Origin of the sequence: Anaerosolibacter sp. (assembly GCF_029240175.1) — a bacterium.
In the GTDB taxonomy this organism is placed as follows: Bacteria; Bacillota; Clostridia; order Peptostreptococcales; family Thermotaleaceae; genus Anaerosolibacter.
On record NZ_JARBTM010000032.1, the window covers coordinates 13377 to 34158 of the forward strand.

22 protein-coding genes are annotated in these 20782 nt (G+C 38.5%); 3 read left to right on the forward strand and 19 right to left on the reverse strand.

All coding sequences use genetic code 11. The annotated features are described in order from the left end of the window. Nucleotides 1-9: 9 nt before the first annotated feature. From K0R93_RS17475 to K0R93_RS17490, 4 genes are all read right to left on the reverse strand, one after another. Nucleotides 10-1140 (reverse strand): DUF5711 family protein, encoded by a 1131-nt coding sequence (locus K0R93_RS17475; RefSeq protein WP_300304113.1) that lies wholly within the window; start codon nucleotides 1138-1140, stop codon nucleotides 10-12. 76 nt (nucleotides 1141-1216) lie between these two features. Further along, entirely contained in the window at nucleotides 1217-2335 is a 1119-nt protein-coding gene (locus K0R93_RS17480; RefSeq protein WP_300304116.1) for a SpoIIE family protein phosphatase, read from the reverse strand. A gap of 102 nt (nucleotides 2336-2437) precedes the next feature. Next, nucleotides 2438-3484 (reverse strand): YkvI family membrane protein, encoded by a 1047-nt coding sequence (locus tag K0R93_RS17485; RefSeq protein ID WP_300304119.1) that lies wholly within the window; start codon nucleotides 3482-3484, stop codon nucleotides 2438-2440. A gap of 661 nt (nucleotides 3485-4145) precedes the next feature. Further along, nucleotides 4146-4622 (reverse strand): DsrE/DsrF/DrsH-like family protein, encoded by a 477-nt coding sequence (locus tag K0R93_RS17490; protein ID WP_300304122.1) that lies wholly within the window; start codon nucleotides 4620-4622, stop codon nucleotides 4146-4148. Between the two features lie 201 nt (nucleotides 4623-4823). Between K0R93_RS17490 and K0R93_RS17495 the strand changes: the two genes are divergently transcribed. Then, nucleotides 4824-5411 carry a TetR/AcrR family transcriptional regulator gene (locus K0R93_RS17495; protein WP_300304125.1) on the forward strand — a complete coding sequence of 196 codons (588 nt, stop codon included), beginning with the start codon at nucleotides 4824-4826 and terminating at the stop codon, nucleotides 5409-5411. Between the two features lie 217 nt (nucleotides 5412-5628). On the opposite strand, the gene K0R93_RS17500 is transcribed toward K0R93_RS17495, so the two are convergent. Then, nucleotides 5629-6975, reverse strand: coding sequence for an aminotransferase class V-fold PLP-dependent enzyme (locus tag K0R93_RS17500; protein WP_300304128.1), 1347 nt, complete (start codon nucleotides 6973-6975; stop codon nucleotides 5629-5631). A gap of 225 nt (nucleotides 6976-7200) precedes the next feature. Here K0R93_RS17500 and K0R93_RS17505 point away from each other — a divergent pair, with 225 nt between their 5' ends. Next, nucleotides 7201-7368, forward strand: a complete 168-nt coding sequence (locus K0R93_RS17505) for an aspartyl-phosphate phosphatase Spo0E family protein (protein ID WP_300304131.1) — start codon at nucleotides 7201-7203, stop codon at nucleotides 7366-7368. A 32-nt stretch (nucleotides 7369-7400) separates the two neighbouring features. Here the strand turns inward: K0R93_RS17505 and K0R93_RS17510 are convergent, their stop codons facing one another. From K0R93_RS17510 to K0R93_RS17560, 11 genes are all read right to left on the reverse strand, one after another. Further along, a complete protein-coding gene (locus K0R93_RS17510) occupies nucleotides 7401-8357 on the reverse strand; it encodes a calcium/sodium antiporter (protein ID WP_300304134.1) in 957 nt (318 codons plus the stop codon). Nucleotides 8358-8486: 129 nt separating this feature from the next. Beyond that, nucleotides 8487-8861, reverse strand: a complete 375-nt coding sequence (locus tag K0R93_RS17515) for a hypothetical protein (RefSeq protein ID WP_300304137.1) — start codon at nucleotides 8859-8861, stop codon at nucleotides 8487-8489. Between the two features lie 149 nt (nucleotides 8862-9010). After that, nucleotides 9011-9910, reverse strand: coding sequence for an arginase (gene rocF / locus K0R93_RS17520; protein WP_300304140.1), 900 nt, complete (start codon nucleotides 9908-9910; stop codon nucleotides 9011-9013). 388 nt (nucleotides 9911-10298) lie between these two features. Beyond that, nucleotides 10299-11255, reverse strand: coding sequence for an alpha/beta hydrolase family protein (locus tag K0R93_RS17525; protein WP_300304143.1), 957 nt, complete (start codon nucleotides 11253-11255; stop codon nucleotides 10299-10301). Between the two features lie 112 nt (nucleotides 11256-11367). Then, complete coding sequence (locus K0R93_RS17530; protein ID WP_300304146.1) at nucleotides 11368-12006, reverse strand: SdpI family protein; 639 nt, start codon at nucleotides 12004-12006, stop codon at nucleotides 11368-11370. Then, nucleotides 11993-12322, reverse strand: a complete 330-nt coding sequence (locus K0R93_RS17535; protein WP_330685210.1) for an autorepressor SdpR family transcription factor — start codon at nucleotides 12320-12322, stop codon at nucleotides 11993-11995. Before K0R93_RS17535 ends, K0R93_RS17530 begins: the two co-directional genes overlap by 14 nt. 254 nt (nucleotides 12323-12576) lie before the next feature. Then, nucleotides 12577-13350, reverse strand: a complete 774-nt coding sequence (locus tag K0R93_RS17540) for a chorismate mutase (protein ID WP_300304149.1) — start codon at nucleotides 13348-13350, stop codon at nucleotides 12577-12579. Further along, the gene (gene aroE / locus K0R93_RS17545) at nucleotides 13334-14218 is read right to left on the reverse strand and encodes a shikimate dehydrogenase (protein ID WP_300304152.1); all 885 of its coding nucleotides are present in this window, start codon (nucleotides 14216-14218) and stop codon (nucleotides 13334-13336) included. Before aroE ends, K0R93_RS17540 begins: the two co-directional genes overlap by 17 nt. A 31-nt stretch (nucleotides 14219-14249) precedes the next feature. Continuing rightward, nucleotides 14250-15296 carry a 3-dehydroquinate synthase gene (gene aroB, locus K0R93_RS17550; RefSeq protein WP_300304155.1) on the reverse strand — a complete coding sequence of 349 codons (1047 nt, stop codon included), beginning with the start codon at nucleotides 15294-15296 and terminating at the stop codon, nucleotides 14250-14252. Between the two features lie 180 nt (nucleotides 15297-15476). Then, entirely contained in the window at nucleotides 15477-16781 is a 1305-nt protein-coding gene (locus K0R93_RS17555) for a helix-turn-helix domain-containing protein (protein ID WP_300304158.1), read from the reverse strand. A gap of 54 nt (nucleotides 16782-16835) precedes the next feature. Beyond that, the gene (locus K0R93_RS17560; protein WP_300304161.1) at nucleotides 16836-18008 is read right to left on the reverse strand and encodes a geranylgeranyl reductase family protein; all 1173 of its coding nucleotides are present in this window, start codon (nucleotides 18006-18008) and stop codon (nucleotides 16836-16838) included. Nucleotides 18009-18217: 209 nt separating this feature from the next. Between K0R93_RS17560 and yyaC the strand changes: the two genes are divergently transcribed. Next, on the forward strand, nucleotides 18218-18823 hold the full coding sequence (yyaC, locus tag K0R93_RS17565) for a spore protease YyaC (protein WP_300304164.1): 606 nt from the start codon (nucleotides 18218-18220) through the stop codon (nucleotides 18821-18823). Nucleotides 18824-18851: 28 nt separating this feature from the next. Here the strand turns inward: yyaC and K0R93_RS17570 are convergent, their stop codons facing one another. The 3 genes from K0R93_RS17570 to K0R93_RS17580 form a co-directional block, all read right to left on the reverse strand. Then, a complete protein-coding gene (locus K0R93_RS17570) occupies nucleotides 18852-19118 on the reverse strand; it encodes a YkuS family protein (RefSeq protein ID WP_300304167.1) in 267 nt (88 codons plus the stop codon). Between the two features lie 83 nt (nucleotides 19119-19201). Continuing rightward, on the reverse strand, nucleotides 19202-20092 hold the full coding sequence (locus tag K0R93_RS17575) for a diacylglycerol/lipid kinase family protein (protein ID WP_300304170.1): 891 nt from the start codon (nucleotides 20090-20092) through the stop codon (nucleotides 19202-19204). A gap of 8 nt (nucleotides 20093-20100) precedes the next feature. Beyond that, nucleotides 20101-20628, reverse strand: a complete 528-nt coding sequence (locus K0R93_RS17580) for a DUF4446 family protein (RefSeq protein ID WP_300304173.1) — start codon at nucleotides 20626-20628, stop codon at nucleotides 20101-20103. Between the last annotated feature and the right edge of the window lie 154 nt (nucleotides 20629-20782).

A 20782-nucleotide genomic window follows, 5' to 3' on the forward strand; every position in this document is an offset into this window, starting at 1 on the left:
ACACCCCTGTTAATTTTTATACTTTACCTTCGTAATCTCCAGCTTATTGTTCAATACCAAAACCATTCGATCCTCGGTCAGCATATGTACCCCATGGATGTCACTGTTTACCTTCTTCTCCCCTAGTTCCTTTCCTGTCTTTGTGAAAAAATATAGGGTTCTCTTTGTATATGCTGTGATATTTTTCCCCTTCGTATCTACCCCTAAGACTTCGGCCTTCATGGGGACACGGCCTATTTCTTGTCCATCCATATTCATCATCATGAGATAGTTTCTATTCTTTGTATCCATGATCATATTTTTATTATTGACCAAACTTAGTACAACAAAACCCTCTTCATTCCAAGAAACCCGATTCAGAGATGCATCCATCTCTTTGCTCCATAACAGCCCTTTGCTTTTATCAAAGCCAATCAATTTATGGTCACCCACATTGAACAGTCGATTGTCCTCGTGGAAAAAGAGCTTTGGAATCACTTGATTATCATACTTATTTCCACCTAAGAGCTTTCCATCGGCACCATATAGAATCACATTGGTTTCAATTTTGTCATTTTCTATATCCAGTACAGAGAGAGCGACTACGGATCCATCCTTAGATATGGCACCATCAATAATGTCTCCCTTACCAAGCTTAATCGTTCCCTTCTGTTTGCCGCTAACATCATAGATAAAGATGGTGCTCCCTTGCTCTTCCCCTTTACTCCACATGACAACAAATCCTTGATTGGATACCATGTCTTCTATCTTCTGCCCAGACTCTACCGTCCAAATAGGATTACCCAAGGTGTCAAAACAAAATATATTCCCTTTTTCTTTATCTCCGAGGAACAATAATTGCTCACTACTTACCAATTTAGGCCGTTCTATTGGCTGCTTTATTTCCCATAGTGCTGTGCCCTGATCATTATATACCGTTAACGTTCCATCACTGTAGACAGCAACATTGTTGCCGTAAGCCTGAATATCCGTATTCTCACTTCTATCGTATTGGATAACACCTAATTTGCTAAATTCCATTTCACCTCGTCCCATGAGGTTCTTAATCATCGTAATCCCCTTGGCGCTGCCGATGATAAAAACGATAATAATGATCACCATGACCAATACCCTAGTTCTCGCCTTCCTCTTTCGTGCCATACTTCTTCCTCCTGCCTGCACTATAAATAAAGAGAGTTGGCCAGCCGCCGAACCCTCTCTTTGATCTAGTAGGATTCTATAAAATTTCCCCTACCATAATGGCAATATCATCCTTGATCTCTTCCGCAGCATAGTTCCTAGCGCCATGGATTACCTTTTCGATGAGGGCTTCAACCTCAATATCCTTATTTTCTAAGCATATATCAAAAACCCCTTGATTCTGAAAAAATCCCTTTTCATGATGATAGGCTTCAGAAATTCCATCGGTATAAAACAAGAGCTTATTTCCCTTTTCAAAGGGAATCTGTTGTTTTTTGTACTCCACCTCTTCAAAGAGGGTACAGATGGGAAGCCCTTCGATATAAATTTCTTCTATTACATCCCCTTTTATCAATACGGGCATACAGTTATGACCTGCATTGGCATAGGTGAAAAGATTCGCATTCTTGTCATATACACCATAAAATATGGTAATATAGTATTCATCGTCTATGTTAAGTTCTCTATATCGATGGTATAGATACTGCAGTGTCAAAGCAGGATCAATAGCCTTCTCCCCTAGGTTTTTTAATGTCTGTCGGATAAACATGGTCATCATAGAAGATGTCACCCCATGACCTGAAACATCCGCCATATACATGCCGATAGCATGATTGTTGATTTCTATGACATCATATACGTCTCCCCCTAAAATCTCGCTAGGGATATATTTAGATGCAACTTTTAATGTATCATTGTACACCTTATTTTCAGGTAGTATCTTATGCTGAAGCTGCTTGGCAAAATCTAAATCGCTTTTCATCTTTTTATTTTGCTCTATCAAAAGACGCTCCATGGCTCTCTTCTCTGTCACGTCTCGAAATACCTCTACCGCATACTGAACGCTGTTATCCGGCCCTTGTATAGGTGAGCTTACTACGGAATAGATCCTTCCATCTACCACTTCTTCCTTGGTAATAGAAGTTCCTTGGAAAATCGCACGATTAGAAATACAATGCTCACAGGGGGAGGTTTTTCCCAACGCCCTATAGCATTCCCTTCCAACTGTATTACCAACGTATTTTTGCATGGGTTCATTCATAAATACAACCATATTGTTCTGGTCTATTACCCGTACCCAATCCTTCATCCCTGAAAGAATGTTTTCAAAGAACCTGCGCTGCTCAAACAATTGTTTTTCTAGTTCTGCGCCCATGTAAGCAACCCCTCGTACTAATTTACTCTATATTCTATTATTCGAGTAAATTTGAGAAATTCCTTCTAATACACAACGATAACCCGTTGTAGTATGCTGGCTCTATTCTCTCCGATAAGCAATAGACTGGAAGAGCATAATCAACACCACAAAAATACCAATATACCCAAATAAGGGATATAAGGTGTGGACGAGACTTTTAAATCCAAAGCTGGCCAAGGGAATGGCTGCTATGCAAAACAGAAGGGCGGTCCATATTTGGCCGATACCCAGCTTATCTTTGATTCCTTCAATAAACACAAACCCATTGGACACAGCGGTTGTCAGCATAGCCAGCCAAAGCAAAACACCATAGCCCAATTTTGTATTCCCTCCCAATCGAGTTGCGATGGCCATCATAGGAATTTCTACCCCTTGGAGATCTGTATAAAGAACCAAGGTAGGAAACAGTAAGAAGCTTGCCAGTAGTCCTAATCCTAGCCCCCCTAGAATTCCACCCCCTACGGCAGTCCTCTTATTCTTTACCAAAGGAAGCAATGCGGACATCACTGCGATAGCTCCAATGCTGTTATAGCTTACATAAAGAAGGGATGAGGTCAACCAATTCCCTGTCATATCACTGAAAACCATTCCTGTCCCATTGCTCATGGTCAGATCGTTTTGCAATGTTACTATACTGCCGATGGCAAAGATACCTACCAGCAGCAAAGGAACCACCATAGTATTCAAGAGGGCTAACCCGCTGATGCTAAATACAAAAGTAATAAAACAGACGATGGTCATACTCAAAACACCAAGGATTTTTGGCAGACCAAACTGTTCTTGAAACAAGGCCCCGCTCCCTGCAAGCATGACACAATATCCTGATAGAAGCAATAGAAATAGGATGCTCTTGATCCCTTGTCCTAGCCTTGCTCCCATGGTGGTTTGAAGCAGCTCTTCAAAAGATGTTATACGAAGCTTATGTACCTTTAACAAAATAATACTGCCAATAAGAGCAAATAAAATCGCTGCAATGATCACCCCATAAAATCCTTGGAGTCCATACTTGGTGAAAAATTCCATGATTTCCTGACCAGAAGCAAACCCCGCCCCGATGACAGTACCCATATAAATGCTGGCAATCTTTATGATATTTCCATTGTTCATAATGAACCTCCCATTCTTACTGATAGTTCATTCTATGTATAGGGGAGGGTTTTTCATGATAAAATGCACAATCATTTCTATAAGTTCTTTTCTATCTTCTTTTTAAGGACCAGCAACAAAATTTAGGCATGTATTTTTATCCTGGGTATACAATGTAATAACAGTAGATTTGTATTGATATAAGGAGTGGAGAGGAAAAAATGGTCGGTATCTTATTCATTTTTATTTGCGGCGGGTTTTCAATCTTTTTCAATTTTAATGAGTTCTTATGGAATTTAACACCTACCTTTTTAGGTATCCTTACAACCATTGTATATCTATTGAGTTGGATATTTGTCGGCAGCTTCATGGGTTGGAAGGGAAGAAAACTTTTTAACCTGGTGATAACTTTTTACTGGGGCATGGGTATTCTGGCCTATATGATTGGTTCTAATTTTCCCCGCTCTATTCTATACCCTACTTATGCATTCATGGTTCTTCTTTGTTTTGGCCCCTTATATGGATTGGCCTATCATCTTTCTATCAGAAATTACCTTGTCCTCACCATCTCTCTTGCTTTCATTCCTTGGATGCTGGGCCTATTGTCGTATTTTATAGGAAAATACTTGAGAGAATACCAAAATAGATAAAGTGCCTGATGATGAATGATCAGGCACTTTATCTATATAAACAATTGAATATCCGATGCTAATGCTTCCTGAATGAATGTATGGGCGCTTTCTACCTCTAGTTCAGGAATCAACTCTTCTTTTTTCAGTCCCATCACTTCCATAGATAGCTTGCATCCATAGAATTTTACACCTTTCTTTCTTGCTCCTTCCACAAAAGCTGTCAAGTGAGGGGCTTGATCATCATCCATCATCTCTATAAGCATTTGTTTTCCTATACCACTGAAATTCATTTTAGACAATGGTAAATCCTCTGGGCCCTTGGGTGTCATCATGCCGAACATTTTTTCAAAGCTTGTTTTATCCTCTGTGGTCATGTGCTCTGGACTCCTCAGTATACATAACCCCCAAAAAGCAAAAAACATGGTAACCTCTACATCCATTTCCCGCGCTGCATTGGCCATGATGAAAGCTGCCAATGCCTTATCATAATCCCCGCTGAACATTAACAGCGTCATTTTCTTGCTCACTGGACAAACCTCCCCTGCAATCTTTCCTCTCTTCCTTTACAACGGTAGTTTATCCAATGCCTCCTCTTTTCATGCCATAAGATATCATCAGACATTCCATCATCTTTGGTCCCAATTTTTATGGGTCTCTCCGTATATTATAGAACAACCTCTTATTCCCTATGTCCATATTAAAAATATTTCTATAGGTAGGTGGTTTATTTGACCAAGGATGCAATCAAACAAACGGCCCTAAAGCTTTTTGCGAAACAAGGCTATGAGTCTACCTCGATGCGGGAAATTGCCAATGAGGTTGGTCTAAAAGCACCTTCTATTTACGCTCACTTTGTCAGCAAGGAAGAAATCTATATACAGCTAGCTGAAGAATCTTCGAAGGAATACACTTCTGTTTTTAGCCCCTTTGTGAACTGCTCATTCCCCATTCAAAACCTAGATATTGGTGGTATTTTATTTCACATTTTTAAAGATACCATTCAGTTCTTCCTAAATGATCGAGATAAGGGAATGCTCTGGCTTAGAAGCCAAATATTTCCTCCAAGGCTTATGGAAAATTCCCCCCAAAACCATATCAATCTCTGGGAGGCTTCTTTCCAAAATAACTGCAGACCTATTTTCTCAAAAGGCATTTCCCTGGGTCAAATTAAAGATATGGACCTGCAGCTACTTACGGATTCATATCGCTCGTTCATCCTGGGCTATATGATTTCACTGCTATCCTTCAATACGATCAGTGAAGAATCCAATTTACAAGAAGCTTGGCTCATTTATTGGAGAGGTATCGCTTCGTAGAATAATACTTGCCTTCACCTTATAAACCTTCAAAAAAGCAGCAAAGCTGCTTCGCTAGGGGAACCTAGTTCCCCTTCGACGGCTGCTAAGCAGCCTGAGCACCCCTCTGACTACGGCATGGGAATACTTCCCCTGCACCCCTGTTTTTTTGCTTATTAGGAAAGTAGAGCTTTCCTAATAAATAAAAAAAAAAGACCTTCCTAGGGGGAAGGTATCATTATACAAGGGTCTTTGGTGTATCTGTATATTTGAATAAATACTGCTCTTTATGGGTGGCAATTCTATGGAGCATGTGGATCAATATATCAATCTCACCATAATGATTATAGATGCCAAAGCTCACCCGTACCATTCCTGGATGTTCCAATGTAGGATCCTCTATTCTTTTCTTTACCTCTTCGCTCGATATTTTTAACAACCTTTGAACATAGGGCTGGGCACAAAAACAACCATTTCTCACGGCAATGCCACCCTCATAGGAAAGAATCTTAGCCAGTACGCCATGGGGAACTCCTTCAATATTAAACGGAATAATGGCTAGACGATCTTGACAATCCTCTTTATTTCCATAAAGTTTGATTCCTGGAATATTTTTTATTCGCTGTAGGGCATAGTTGGTTAAACAGTTCTCATATTTTTCAATATTTTCCATTCCTATCATTTCTAAGTTTTGAATAGCAGCTGCTAAGGCTACTACTCCAATAATATTGGGAGAGCCCGCTTCTTCTTTATGGGGTGGCATGGCCCAACGTATAAAGTCATGGGTAACGATATCTACCGTTCCACCGCCTACGTCTACAGGATCTCCCTCTTCAAAAGTCTTTTTAGGCCCGATCAGAACGCCAATACCAAAGGGAGCATACATCTTGTGGGCTGAAAATACAACATAATCAATATGCTCAGGAAAGTCCATAGGCTTCATATCAAAGGGCACATGGGGAATCAACTGGGCACCATCCACCAATATCTTTCCGTGATATTTATGAACCAATGCAGCAATTTCATGAATAGGGTTTTTGTAGCCTGTTACATTGGAAGCCCCTGTTACAACTACCAATCCTAAGGAGTCTCTATATTTTCTCAGCTTTTTTTCTAAACCTTCCAAAGACAGCCTTCCGCATTCATCTACCTCGATATAATCTATCTTACATTTTCTTCGCCATGGCAAATCGTTTGAATGATGTTCCATACAGGTGGAAAGAATCACTTTTTTTCTTTTCCCATCGCATAACCTATGGGCTAACTTATTGATAGCTTCTGTGGTATTTTTGAAGAAAACTACCGTGTTTTCCCTTGAATCTGCTTTGACAAATCTAGCAATGACTTCTCGACTCTGCTCATAGAGATTGGAAGAAAATTGTGATTTATACCCTGTACCGCGATGGGCAGAAGAATACCAGGGTGCAAAATTAATAATTTCTTGCATCACCGATACAAAAGGTGGTGTAGTTGCTGCATTATCAAAATTAATGGCTGTTACATAGCTTCCGTCGATAGTGGGTACCTTGGTATCAACACCAATGACTAGATTTCGAAAGTCTGTGTGATATCTTACAAAATTCACGAATACTCACCTACTTCTTGGGTTTTACTATCTATTGTATTCATAAAAATCGTAATGGTGATACCCTATATTTCCTTCTAATCTAAGGATTCTTTCTATAGAATGAAATAAGATCTAGATCCCATCATCATTTATAAATTTTATTTAATTTTGTGGAGACTATTCCGAATTTTGCCGAAAAATAGTATAATAGTCCTAAATATGTCGATATTCTCAGGAGGCTTTATGAATAAAATAAATGAACTAAGATACCAAATCGAATCCTTGCGTGAAAAGCTTTTAAACCTACTAACCCATAATGATGATCTTCATTCTCCAGAACTGATCGCCCTCAGTGATGAACTCCACGGCGCTCTAAATGAATATCACAGACTGCTAGGCATAGGAAAATAACCTTGCCGCATCTGCCTTTAACTTTCTATGATTTATTTTCTCATGATGATAAATGCCATATATGCAATGTAAGAAAGTAGAAGGATTACGCCTTCTGCTTTTGTTATTTTATGATGGGTTCTAGAAAAGATCAGCAGCAATAAGGTATATCCAACCATCAAAATCATATCAAAAAACAGTTTAGGTTCTACTGGAATTGTAGTAATGAGGGATGAAGTTCCAAGTATGAAAAGAATGTTGAAAATATTACTTCCAACAATATTTCCAACAGCAATCTCACTTTGTTTTTTCATGGCGGCAACCACGGATGTAATGAGCTCTGGCAAAGATGTTCCTATTGAAACGATGGTTAATCCTATCAAGGTTTCACTCATACCGAATTGCTTAGCAATCAACGTACTATTCCGCACCACGACTTCACCGCCAAAAATAATAGCTACCAGCCCAGCCACAGAAAACACAATCTGTTTTACAATTCCACCCTTTGTTACTTCTAAACCTTCCTCGCTGTTTTTTTCTCGACTGTGAAGGGCTACCTCCAAAAGATAAAACATAAATATTGAGAAGAAAGCCAGGAGTACAAGGCCATCAGCCCGTGTAATTTCATTGGCTAAATATCCTTGGAGTATTACATCTCCAATGAGAATCAATAGCAGTATACTGGATAATAGTGTGAAAGGAATTTCTTTTTTCACGGTTTCCCGCTCTACTTTCAATGGATTTAGTAAAGCTGTAATGCCAATGACAAAAGAAATATTAAATATATTGCTGCCAATAACATTCCCTAGGGCAATCCCATTGTTTCCCCTAATGGCTGCTCCAATGCTCACAGCTGCCTCTGGCGAACTGGTACCAAAGGCAACGATTGTTAGTCCAATTAATATGGGGGGAATTCTTAATGACCTGGCAATACCAGACGCTCCCTCCACAAAATAATCTGCACCTTTAATCAACAATACAAACCCAACGATCAAAAGAATATATGTCATTTTTTCCTCCTACTTGTAAACCTTGATTGTTATTTTACTATATATCACATAGTTTCTATATTTTTTATGGAAATATGCTTTTTGAATAAAAGTATAAAAGAAGGCCTTTTCACCTTCTTTGCTTTAGGACTATTTCTTTACTTTCCCTACCTTCAGCCACTGCTCCCAACGTTCATCATCACTGCCGTAAGCAGCGGGTGCTTTGTATTCCATTTTTCTACGCAGAATAAACCCCAATGCAGTTGCAATAGATCCAGTTGCCATGTATCTTATAACTTCCCCTAGACTATGACCTTGCTCTAAGAATTCCTTAATCGCATAGTCGCCAAAGCTGCTTAGATAAAATGCTTCACTATAATCAACCAAGGCCCATGAAAAAAAACCAAGTAGAATAAAATTTAAAATCACACTGCGGTCCTTAAAATGCGTAATCAAATACTTCACGCTAAATACGATAGGAACAAATACAAGGATGATGTTGATGATTGATAAAACTCTGTACATGGTGAATCACACTCCTTTTGTCTCGGGAACCTTCCATTTATATCCAGTATATTCCACATTCTTCTCTAAAAACCTCCTTTTTTATACCGAGCTTAAATTTTTAAAGAAAAAAGCAGCCAATCTCTTAGCTGCTCTGCAAATCTTTTATGTTATGCGATTAATTGGAAGGTCCAGTCCACTAACTCAATAGCAACAGCCGCTGTAACATCATCCTTGTCTAGATGGGTGTTTAACTCAACCAAATCCATAGATTTCACCATCTGTGTATCCATTAAATGTCTAAATACATATTTTACCTCATCCATTGACATTCCATCTTGTACGGGTGTACCTGTTCCCGGTACGATCTCTGAATCCAATGCATCCAAGTCGAAGCTCATGTGTACCGCTTCCACGTTGTTTTCGTGTAGCTTTCTCGTAATATCTTCAACCATAGCTTTTACGCCCATTGTTTTGATATCATCCATGGTATATAGATTTAGATTCTTTTCTTTTGCTAACTGGATTTCTCCTTCATCCAAATCTCTTGCTCCGATGATGAATACATTTTGAGGCTTAACCTTAACCCCTTTATAATAAACATTCGTTAAAGAGGGACACCCTACACCCATAGCCGCAGCCAACGGCATACCATGGATATTTCCAGATGGAGACGTTTCGTGGGTATTAATGTCTCCATGGGCATCAATCCAAATCACTGCTAGGTTCTCATAATACTTACTGGCTCCTGCAATACTACCCAATCCCAGAGAATGATCACCACCGATAACAAATGGGAAATTTCCTGCCGCTAAGGCGCTGTATACGTTATGGGCTAGATTTGTATTCACTTCAATAATTGGCTTTAGATACTTCATTTTCTTATGAAAAGCATACTTTTCCTCTTCTGATACCTTAGGCACATGTAGATTCCCAAAATCATAGATGCTATGATTATACTTTTTAATTACCTCTATGATTTTCTTTTCTCTTAATTTCTCTGGACCATACTGGGCACCTTCTCGGTCACATCCATAATTCATTGGTACACCAATCAAACTAATATTCATGGGTCGTTGCCTCCTATTTTGCTATAATATATTAAATGATTTTCTAATAAGTAGTTGTTACATTTCAATCAAGTTTATCTTGTGGAATAACATAATACCGATTATATCACCCTATTTCCAATAGGAAAACAAAAATTTTTATTAATAATTCTGAATAAATATAACTTTCGAATAAATATCCGCTGTTCCTCCATGGGAATTTATGGGAAACCATGCCTTCTAGTCAATTCAAGTATTACAAAGGTTTTGTACAGATATCCAAATCTCCTTTTATACATCTATACATTGATTTATGAATATTATGGTAAAAATTAACATTAATATTTTTTCTAATTTCCTCTGTTGTTATCCTCAAAAAAATAATGTCTTTACAATTCTTGTAAAGACATTATTTTTCAACTTTGAATGATTTTAGCCACCGGGTGATGATCTGAATTACCTCTGGGTCTATGGGTTGCTCTACCTGTATCCAATAATCTAGAACACCTCCTAGCACAGAGCTTACTGACGAATCCTTTCGAAGAATATGATTTAAATTCTGGATCACATGGCTTTCTACTGGCCCTTTTATCGCACGGGCAGTTTCTTGGACCTGAGAAGGAACCGCTTGTACATCGGCTGACCCTCCCAATATTAACGTAGGACACTCTATTTTTCGTAAATCCTTCATGACGTTATATCGAAAGTGTTCCCGCAGCCATTGTCCATTTATTCGCTTTCCCTTTATCCGAATGACTGAACCTCGATCCTTCATTATTTTTCTTTTCATTTTTTTATACTGACAGTTTAAAAATTTTTTGGTCTTAAAGAGCTGAAACAGCTTGCCTTTTATACCTTTTATATGGTCCAAATCCTGTAATATCCTATTTTTTCTCCTTTCAATGACCTCTTCCATACCGTGAGCAAGGCCACAAAGCAGAATCATACCGTCTACTGGCTCCCTACGATAAAGGGCAGCAGCAATAATCGTTCCCTCGCTATGTCCAAGAACAATAATCCGCCGTTTATCGACATAGGGGTGACTTTTTAGAAGTTCAAGGGCTGCTTTAGCATCCTCCACCAGATCCCAAAGGCTTGCTCTATAAAAGTTTCCACCACTTCTTCCAACACCCCTTTTATCATATCGTAAGGTAATAAATCCTTCTTCTGCCAAAGCATCAGATAAGCCTTTTAATATATTCATAGGTAAAAATTTAAAATTCTCGTCTCGGTCTACTTTCCCCATACCAGGAATCATTAAAATCCCGGGAACGAATCTATCCTCTAATTTGGGTATGGTTATGGTTCCAACCAAGGGGTATTCTCCGGAGATGATTATATCTTTTTCCACAAAGGTATACTTCATTGAGGTCTCTCCTGCCTAGTTTTTTATAGACTCTCTTGCTATTTTTCTCCTCTGAGCTCTCCACTATTCTATAATTTCACTTCACCTGCAGTATAGCCTGTTTTTCTATCTTCTAGGATTCTTTTTTTACCTTTTGATATAACAAATAAGAGTAAATATTTACACCAATCAGCGGTCCAAATATGCCGATCATCATCATTTTAAATGCAGCAGGATCCTGGAGAAAAGCACTGAGGAAAGCTATGATCCCGGATAAAACGAAACCATACCCGCCCAAGCGATGGGTTTTCGTCCAAACCTCTTCACTGGCCAACGTCCAAGGATTTTTTATACCAAAGAAATAATTATGGCGGATCTGGCTCATATAGTTACCCATGATAACAAATAAAAGCCCTAACCCAACCCTTATAACTCTTCCGATATTCACATCATATCCCAACGCCATGATAATGGTTAACCAATGAATTGCTATTAGAAAAATAATAATTGATGTCTGGACCATGGCATAGGCCTTTTCATGTTTCAAGTAAGAAGCCTTCTTTGGATCAAGATTTGGCAAAAATACCATCAGGATGTATAATCCTAGGGGCAACAATGCTGTAAAAAATACAAATTCTTTACTGTTATACCGATCAACTTCTCCATTTAGATTCCAGTGCCCCGGTACCATACTCGGCAGCTGTTGATATACAAAAATTGTTCCAATTGCTGAAAGCAAAATAATCAAGATAAGCCATTTATTTATTTTCATCTATCTCTCCCCTTTCTGAAAACTCAAAGAACCATTGCATGACCTCTTGAAAAATTGTAGTGTTTAAAGAGTAGTAAACATTTTGACCTTGCTTGTCACTAAGCACAAGGTTTGCTTGCTTTAGTAAATTTAAATGATGGCTAATCGATGGCTTACTGATATGGAAAGCATCTGCGATCTCTCCTGCAGATAAGTCCTGCTCTCGAAGCATCTTCAAGATTTTTCTCCTGGTCGGATCTGCCAATGCTTTAAAGACATCGTTCAAGCGCCTCGCCTCCTTTGTTGTATTTATATATTTAGATAAATATCTAACTATCTAAATATAGTTTATTCCTCTTTTCGTCTTTTTGCAACTTCTTTTTTTATCCAAAATAATGAAGGTTGAGGTTTAGGCTAAGGTTAAGGAAAATCGTAGCAGCGAACAGTGTTTGCCATACCTGAGCACATTTCACTCCTACTAGACTCACCCTAGATATTGTTTTCAACCTCAACCTTAACCTTACGCACCTTTGTTGTCCAATATGATGTAGCTTCCAACCATATTATCTTTCTGATATCCCTACTGCTTTTCTATTTCATTAACTCACAAATAATCTCCTGACACACTGCTGGAATATCCTTCTCATTTGTATCGATGATAAAATCTGCCGCATCATGGTACCTTTGCTTTCTCTCTCCTAAGCGCTGTGCAATGGCCGATACCGCCATTTGATTCTTTAACAATGGTCTTGTACGATCATCCTTGAGACGCTCATAAATTGTTTCCGCCTCTGCCTGAAGTAGTACCAATCGTCCATTTCGTTTTAGTGCCTCTATGTTTTCTTTTCTCAGTACCACACCGCCGCCACAAGAAAAAATCGTATTTTCCCTATCTTGAATTTCATATACTACTTCAGTTTCTATCTCTCTAAAATAAGACTCACCATAGATATCAAACATTTCGTGGATCTTCATTCCCTGATGTTCTTCAATTTTTTGATCTACATCAATCCACTCCATCTCCAACAGTTTAGACAGATATTCACCCACACTGCTCTTACCTGCCCCCATAAATCCGATAAGCACAATGTTATAGGGAAAGAGCTGCTTAGACTGAATTCTTCGGCTATTTCGCATGATTTCTATATAAATCTTCTCTATTTCCCTGGAAAATTCTTTATGCTTAAGCTGGTCTACCACCTTTTCTATCACTTGTTTTTCCCGTTCTGGCTGAAAGATAGGCATCCCATTGTTCCTTTTATGGTTCAAAATCTTTATTACGGCATTCATTCGTTCTTCCAAGGCACTTACGATAATTTGATCACAACGGTCTATCTCTTGACGGAGCCTATCCAATTGATTCAATATCTTCCCTCCTGCTTCCCACAATGTAATTTTCAATTTCTTCATGAAGCTTATATAGTTCATCTTCTAGGAACATCTTTCCCATCCATATTTCTTGGGCCTTCACCGCCTGATAAAATAGCATGGAAAATCCGTTTTTGACACGACAACCATATATCTTTCCCAGTCTCATGAGTTTCGTTTCATAAGGGTTATATACCATATCAAAAATCCAGGGAGAATTTTTCAATACCTCTTCTCTTACAGGCATTTCTTCTACCCATGGTGCCATGCCCAATGGCGTCGCATTGATGATACAATCAAAGCCCGATTCAATATGATTTAAGTCCATAGTCTTTATATCTTTAGCCCCTATATTGGTTTCCAACACCTCTTTTAACCGATGGGATCTATCACTACTTCGATTCGCAATCGTCAGCAGCCCCCCTTGTAAAAGGATTTCATGACCTGCAATCCTTGCTGCACCACCAGACCCCACTAGCAAAATCCTTTTCCCTTCCAAGGAAACTCCTTCTTCCACCATACTTCTGGTAAATCCATATCCATCCGTATTGTATCCTATCAGCTTTCCATCTTCAACCTTTACTGTATTGACAGCCCCATACCAACGGGCCTTTTCATCGATTTCGTCCAAGTACTCCATGATTTTCTCCTTATGGGGAATCGTCACATTAAATCCTTTAAAACTACTGCCCAGCATCATCATGGCATCTTTCAATGTCTCAGGGGGTATACTCAAGGGTAGATATATCCTATTCTCTTTCCGTAGATCAAAAATAGTATTATGGATCTCCGGTGACATACTATGGGAGATGGGATATCCAATCACGCCATATAAAGCGGTTTTTCCATTGATTCTATTGTTCACAGTCCATCATCCTTTCTAGATATCATAACATCTACCACCGTATTTCTTCCCTCGTAAGATGCTTCTCTACTACACTGCCCCGATCAACAGGAAGAATAAAAGAAATTTTCCCTTGCAGATTTTTCTTATCCTTGCTCATTTTATCCAACAAAGCTTCTGTATCGTAACCAGGCAAATCATAGTGTATTCCCATATCTATGAAAAAATCCTGAAGTTCCTGAAAGTATTCCTGTTTTATTAAGCCTGCCCTTTGGGCCAGTAAAATCTCATTATACATCCCTATCCATACAGCTTCCCCGTGGGTATATTTTTCGTAGTTTGTGATAGATTCCAGGGCATGGCCAATTGTATGACCAAAATTCAATATTTTCCGCAATCCATTTTCCTTTTCATCCTGTGCCACAATCCTTGCCTTTATCTCACAACATCTTCTAATGATATAGGCAATACTGCTTTGCTCTAGGGATAGAATTTTTTCTTTATGGGCACGGATGTATTGAAAGAATGCATAATCATAGATGATTCCATATTTCACCACTTCCCCTAAGCCACTTATAAACTCTCTTTTAGGAAGAGTTCTCAGCAAAGCTACATCGCTAATCACCCCTTGAGGTTGATAAAATGTCCCCATAATATTTTTTCCCTGGGTGATATTTATCCCGGTTTTGCCGCCTACACTGCTATCCACTTGGGCCAATAGGGTAGTTGGCACTTGTATATATCCAATTCCCCGCATGTAGATTGATGCACAAAACCCTGCAATATCTCCCACAACACCGCCGCCAAAAGCCAATAACTTACTCTGTCGCGTACAGCCGATTTCGTGCATATAATCAATAATCTCTGTCACCGTATCAATATTTTTACTTTCTTCTCCCGGTATAATAACTACCTTATAGACTGTTTTACCAGCAAAAGCCTGTCGCAACGGCTCCCCATATAAATCATCTAAGTTTTCATCTGTTATCATTACCCACTGATCCGCCGTATCTAAATATTCTCTAAGGCTTCCCAATAGACCGCTTCCTATATATATTGGATATATCTTCTCTCCTAAATCTATTTGTAGTTTTTCCATTTTTTCTTTATCTCCTCCAAAGAACGTAAATCAATAATTTCTTGAAAATACATCCTCATCTTTTTTGCTTTTCATTATAGCACAACCGTAAAATTTTACCAATGATAGTTTCAATCATTTACATCATTTTTTTCCTAGGTATTAGCAAAGGAGCAGATCAATTTCTGCTCCTTCGTTTTCTTAAAAATTAATGACATATGCCTTCTTGAGAATATCTATCCCTTTTTGGTAACAAGCTATACTCTTGTGTTCTTCTCCTATAGACGCCAATAATTCTGCCAGTTGTAGATAGCTTTTTCCAAGTTCTTTAGGCATTTCTGCCTTTCTCAAAATTTCTATGACACTTTCAAGAATTTCTATGGCCTTAGCGTTTTCTCCTATTTCCTTGTGAATCCTCGCTTTGCTTATAAGTGCATTGGTTTTAAACCTTTCCATATCACGTTCTTCTGCAATTTCTAAAGCCTCAGATATCATAACCTCGGCTTGATGATAATCCTTTTTATGAATATAATAATTTGCATAGACCAATATAGTATCCGCCAGAGAATCATCTTGTATTTCCTTTTTTAGATGATACGCCTTGTCTAAATGCTCTAAAGCTTGATCATACTTCTCAGTTCTTATGTAGACGCGACCCAAATTATCTTCAATAAGGGCTAGCTCTTTCTTTTCGTTACTTTGTTTATACATCTCCAATGCCTTTTTTAGACACTTCACAGCAATCTCTACATCGCCATTTTCCATATATCCTGAAGCCAATAGGGATAATGTCTCACCATAGTCATAGGGATTCTCAATCTGCTTATGTATTTCATTTGCCTTTAGGGCATAATCTACTGCCTCATCCCCTTTGCCCATATTTACATAACAAAGGGATATGTGATAGTACGTTTTGAATTCCAACTCTTTATTTATCAGTCTTTTCTTATGAATCACTACTTCTGCTTGATTAAATTTATCGAGGGCAGAGTGAAAGTAGTTTTTGTTATAGTACGCTGTCCCTAGCTGTAGATAGCTCTGTACTACCCCTTCATAATCTCCAACCCGGGTATATAGTCTTACGCTTTCCTCTAGATATCGCGCTGCCTTTACGTTCTCCCTACTCTGCAAATAAATAGATCCCAAGAGATATTTTGCCTTTGCATCGATGGCTGTTACTTCATGCTTTTCTGTAAGCTCTACCATCCTTGAAATTTTTGAGATAGCTTTTTCATAATTTTTTTTGTAAACCAAGGTTTCTGCTTCCAATAGAATAGCTTCACAATGTCTTTTCAACTGAGCCTCTCTCGTCTCAACCAGATAATCTACGGTAACATCAAGTCTTTTGGCAAAATATTTTAGCAAGTCCTGACTTGGATAGGACTTATCTCTTTCTATATGACTAATTTGTGCAGCCGTAATACGATCTCCTGCTAAATCCTTTAGCGTCATATTTAATCTCTTTCGGTGCAGCTTGATTTTTTCCCCCAAGCTCAAAATTTCCATGCGATGTCGACCCCCAACAAATATTTTGAATACGTCTAATTATATTTTTGAATATTACATGAGTCTTGCGAAGGATTGACATTTTTTCTCTCTTAATATTTTTATATCCATATATTCTTTTTTTAGGGTTAATCCTGTCTCTAATAATGACATCTTAAATTTTGCATTAAACTCTTTGACGCATTGAGTTTCGTAGGATTTCAGGCTTCCTTTTTGGATGGCTTCTGCTGCAATTTTTCCACTTCTCACTGCGTAATAAACCCCTTCTCCTGTAAGTGGGTCAGCAAAACCTGCAGCATCACCTATCAATAAAATATGATCTTTCATAATTCTTCTCTTAAATCCACCTGCTGGTAAAAAAGCGCCCTTTACTTTTACCTTCCCATCCTCTAATTGGTAAACTTGATTTAGCTTTTTTATATAGTTTTGAAACTCTTTGAGCAGCTCTTGTTTTTTAAACATAGGCCCGCCTATACCTACATTCATTTCCTTCTCTCCCATGGGAATTGCCCAGCCCATGGAAAAGGCCACAGGAATACTGAATAATTTAAAGTCAACATCCTCATCAAATGTTTTCTTCATTAGCCTTGTACTCACAGTAAATCCTGTTTTATATGGATTCATGACAGCATCATCTTCTACGTATTTTCTTACCTTGCTAAACATACCGTCACCCCCAAGGAGTATTCTACAATAATATTCTCCTGAAGAAGTGTATATTTTCAGTATGCTTTTTTGTTGTTCCATGTGGTAGAATCTCGTCTCATCCATAAAGCGTACACCTTGTCCTATAGCTTTATTGATGAGAAAGTGATCTAAATCTATTCTAGGTATCGTTACCCCTAATGGTACGCTGCTATGGTAAGTTGACTTTTCTAGACTTTTTCCATACAAGGATATGCTTCGAATTTCGTTGCGTATAAACTCCCTTGGCAAATGAAAGCCTAGTTCATTTAATACTTTAGCTGGAATAAACCCTCCACAGGTTTTATCCCTCGGGAACTTTTTCTTATCAATGATCAGAACGTTAAACCCCTTGCTGCCTAACTCCCTTGCGGCAGTCGACCCTCCAGGTCCTGCACCAACAATGATTACATCATAGATTACGGTTTTTATTGCCATGTCTATCATCCGCTCCCCAAATAGCACTTTACTGTATATGTCTATAGTCTCCTCTGACATGGGAATCCTTCCACTGTCCTCTGCTTTTTGTACTGTAAAAAACAAAAGTTTCCTACTGTGTGGAAACATAAATATCATTTTTATTCTATCCTTTCCCGCCTTTTTCCATACCGTTGAAGCACCCGTTTTTTCTATAGCACTGCTGCTATTGAAAAGACATCCTTTGGTTCTTACCCACTACTATTATGTATTTTATAGTCATGTTTCGGACAAACTTTAATATATTAAACTAGAAGGGAGTGGTACAAACTATCATGAATACGATAACACCCACCACAGATCATTCCGTGAATGTCCAAACACCAATGGCAGCTTCTGCCTTTAGCAAGATTTTTCTAGACTTTTTGCATACATATTATAACACCGAGCAATATGGTGATTTGGTCATTATGTGCATCGGTACAGATCGTTCCACTGGTGATTCTCTTGGTCCTTTGATTGGTTATAAGCTCCAACGGATACTTAAGAGATATCAAAACGTATTTGTCCATGGCACCTTGGAAGATCCTGTCCATGCAAAAAATTTGAAAAACTCCATTGATTTTGTTTATAATTCATATAAAAAACCATTCATTATTGCCATAGATGCCTGCTTAGGTAAGGTAGAGCGCGTAGGGTGTATTAATATGTCCCATGGCCCTCTTCGCCCAGGTGCAGGCGTAAATAAGGATCTTCCTCCGGTTGGTGATATTCATGTTACAGGCATAGTAAACCTTGGAGGTTTCATGGAATATATTGTCCTTCAAAATACTCGTTTAAGCCTTGTTATGAAAATGGCCGATACAATCTCCGATGGTATTCAATACGGCCTTTGGAAGTATCTTCAAGAAAATGCAAGGGAGCAGTCAAGACTATTTTAATCTTGACTGCTCCTCAGATTTTTTTCATCTAAAATAAAGATTCATAACTCCTTCGCTCGATGGCATAGATAATTTCATCTACATTTTTTCCCCCAGCATTCACCACAAAGGCTCCTCGATCCATGTCAATGACATTATCAAAGTTCGTTAGGTAGCTGAGTCTGCTATAATTGCTGTCATACAATATGGTGTCCACGTACCCTTCATATCGCTCATCAACAACCTCGTAACCCCGAGCTTCTAGTTGTCTTCCCACTGCTTCCAGTCCGGGTGGAATAGCTATAACCTTAGGCATTTCAACACCTCCTAGCAGTATTATGACTAGAAGGTTTATCCTTTATACCCATTTTATCAAAAACATGTCAAAAATATTTCATTCTATCTACATTGCATCTGTTTGGCCACAAAAACCTTTATTCCGCCAGAGTAGATGTCCATGGTAACTGGTGCTTCTCCAACAATATCACCATCTACATTCAAAATAAGTTTTTCTAATCCAATTATTTTTATTTTTTTACCTCTAATCATTTCAACTTCGTTTACTTTTATATGTTCTCCTGAAAAGATGGTAGGAAATAATCTCAACACCTTCCCCTTAGAAATTTTGTTGATAATGCATATATCAAAATACCCGTCTTGGATATCAGCTTTAGGTGCGATTTTCATTCCACCGCCATAATATTTTCCATTTGCTACAGCAACCAACATTATCTGTTTCTTGGTTTGAATTCCATCAACCTCTATAATAACTTCCTTATCCCGAAAAGACAAAAGGGTTTTTAATACCCCTGCGATATAAGCCGATGGCCCCTTTATATATCTTTTGATATTTTCTGTTTCCTTTACTATTTCAGCATCTAATCCTATACTGGCCACATTTAGAAAATACCGACCATTGGCTTTTCCACAATCAATGGCTGTGGCATGTTCCCCATGAATAATCTCCATTGCCTTTACAGGGTTTTCTGGTATACCTAATGTTTTAGCCAAGTCGTTCCCGGTTCCGCAAGGGATGACGCCTAAGGTTCCCGTACCAATTCCCATGCCGTTCACCACCTCATAAATGGTTCCATCTCCACCTACAGCAATGATGGTGCAGCAGCCCCTATCCACTGCCTCCTTGGCTAAAATTTCTCCATCTCCTTTGAACTTTGTAAAGCGTATCTCATAGGCAATATTTTTTTTCTTCATGAATTTTTGAATCTGCTGGGCAACGTCTCTCCCTTTCCCTTTTCCAGCTACGGGATTAACAATAAACATCCAATCCATGATGCTACCTAGGAAATTGCCCTGGCATATTCATCAAGGGAATTATTTTTAGCCCGATCTAAGGCCTGCAGTTCTTCCGCTGAAAGGGTATACGACGACTTGCCTTTTTTTACAGGCTTTCCGTAGACAGTCGTATTATTTCTACCATAGATACTTGTTAGAATGAAACCACTATGTTCTTCATCTAAAAGGGCAATGGAGAAACTTAAATCCCCGCCAGTGTCATTGAACGCATTGTATCGTACAATGCCAACCTTTTGAATACTCTTTAGCAGCTTACCCTCTATCATTCCAAGCCGTTGATCTATTTTGTTCATATGAATGTCTGCTTGATCGATCCTTTCATAGTAGCGATAAATAACTTCTTCTAGATTTTTTCCGTCTAGTCCCCTTGCTAAATTGCTATATTTTTTATCCATTTTTGAAGTTTTACTCACTTGAACAATCCACATGATGAATAAAAAGATATTCGCAATACCACTATACAAGATAAACAATTCTCCGTTTTCCTTTATAAAATTAAACAATACATCCACCCGAATCCCCCTCAATTTCACCTAATTTGTTTTAACGATTTATTATCTCATGGTCTGACAAAAAATGAAAGAACTTGTCGTTTGAAATAGACTAGTATTTTTTTCAATATCTTTTATTCAACCGCGATACAGTGACGGGCAGGGGAACCCTGCC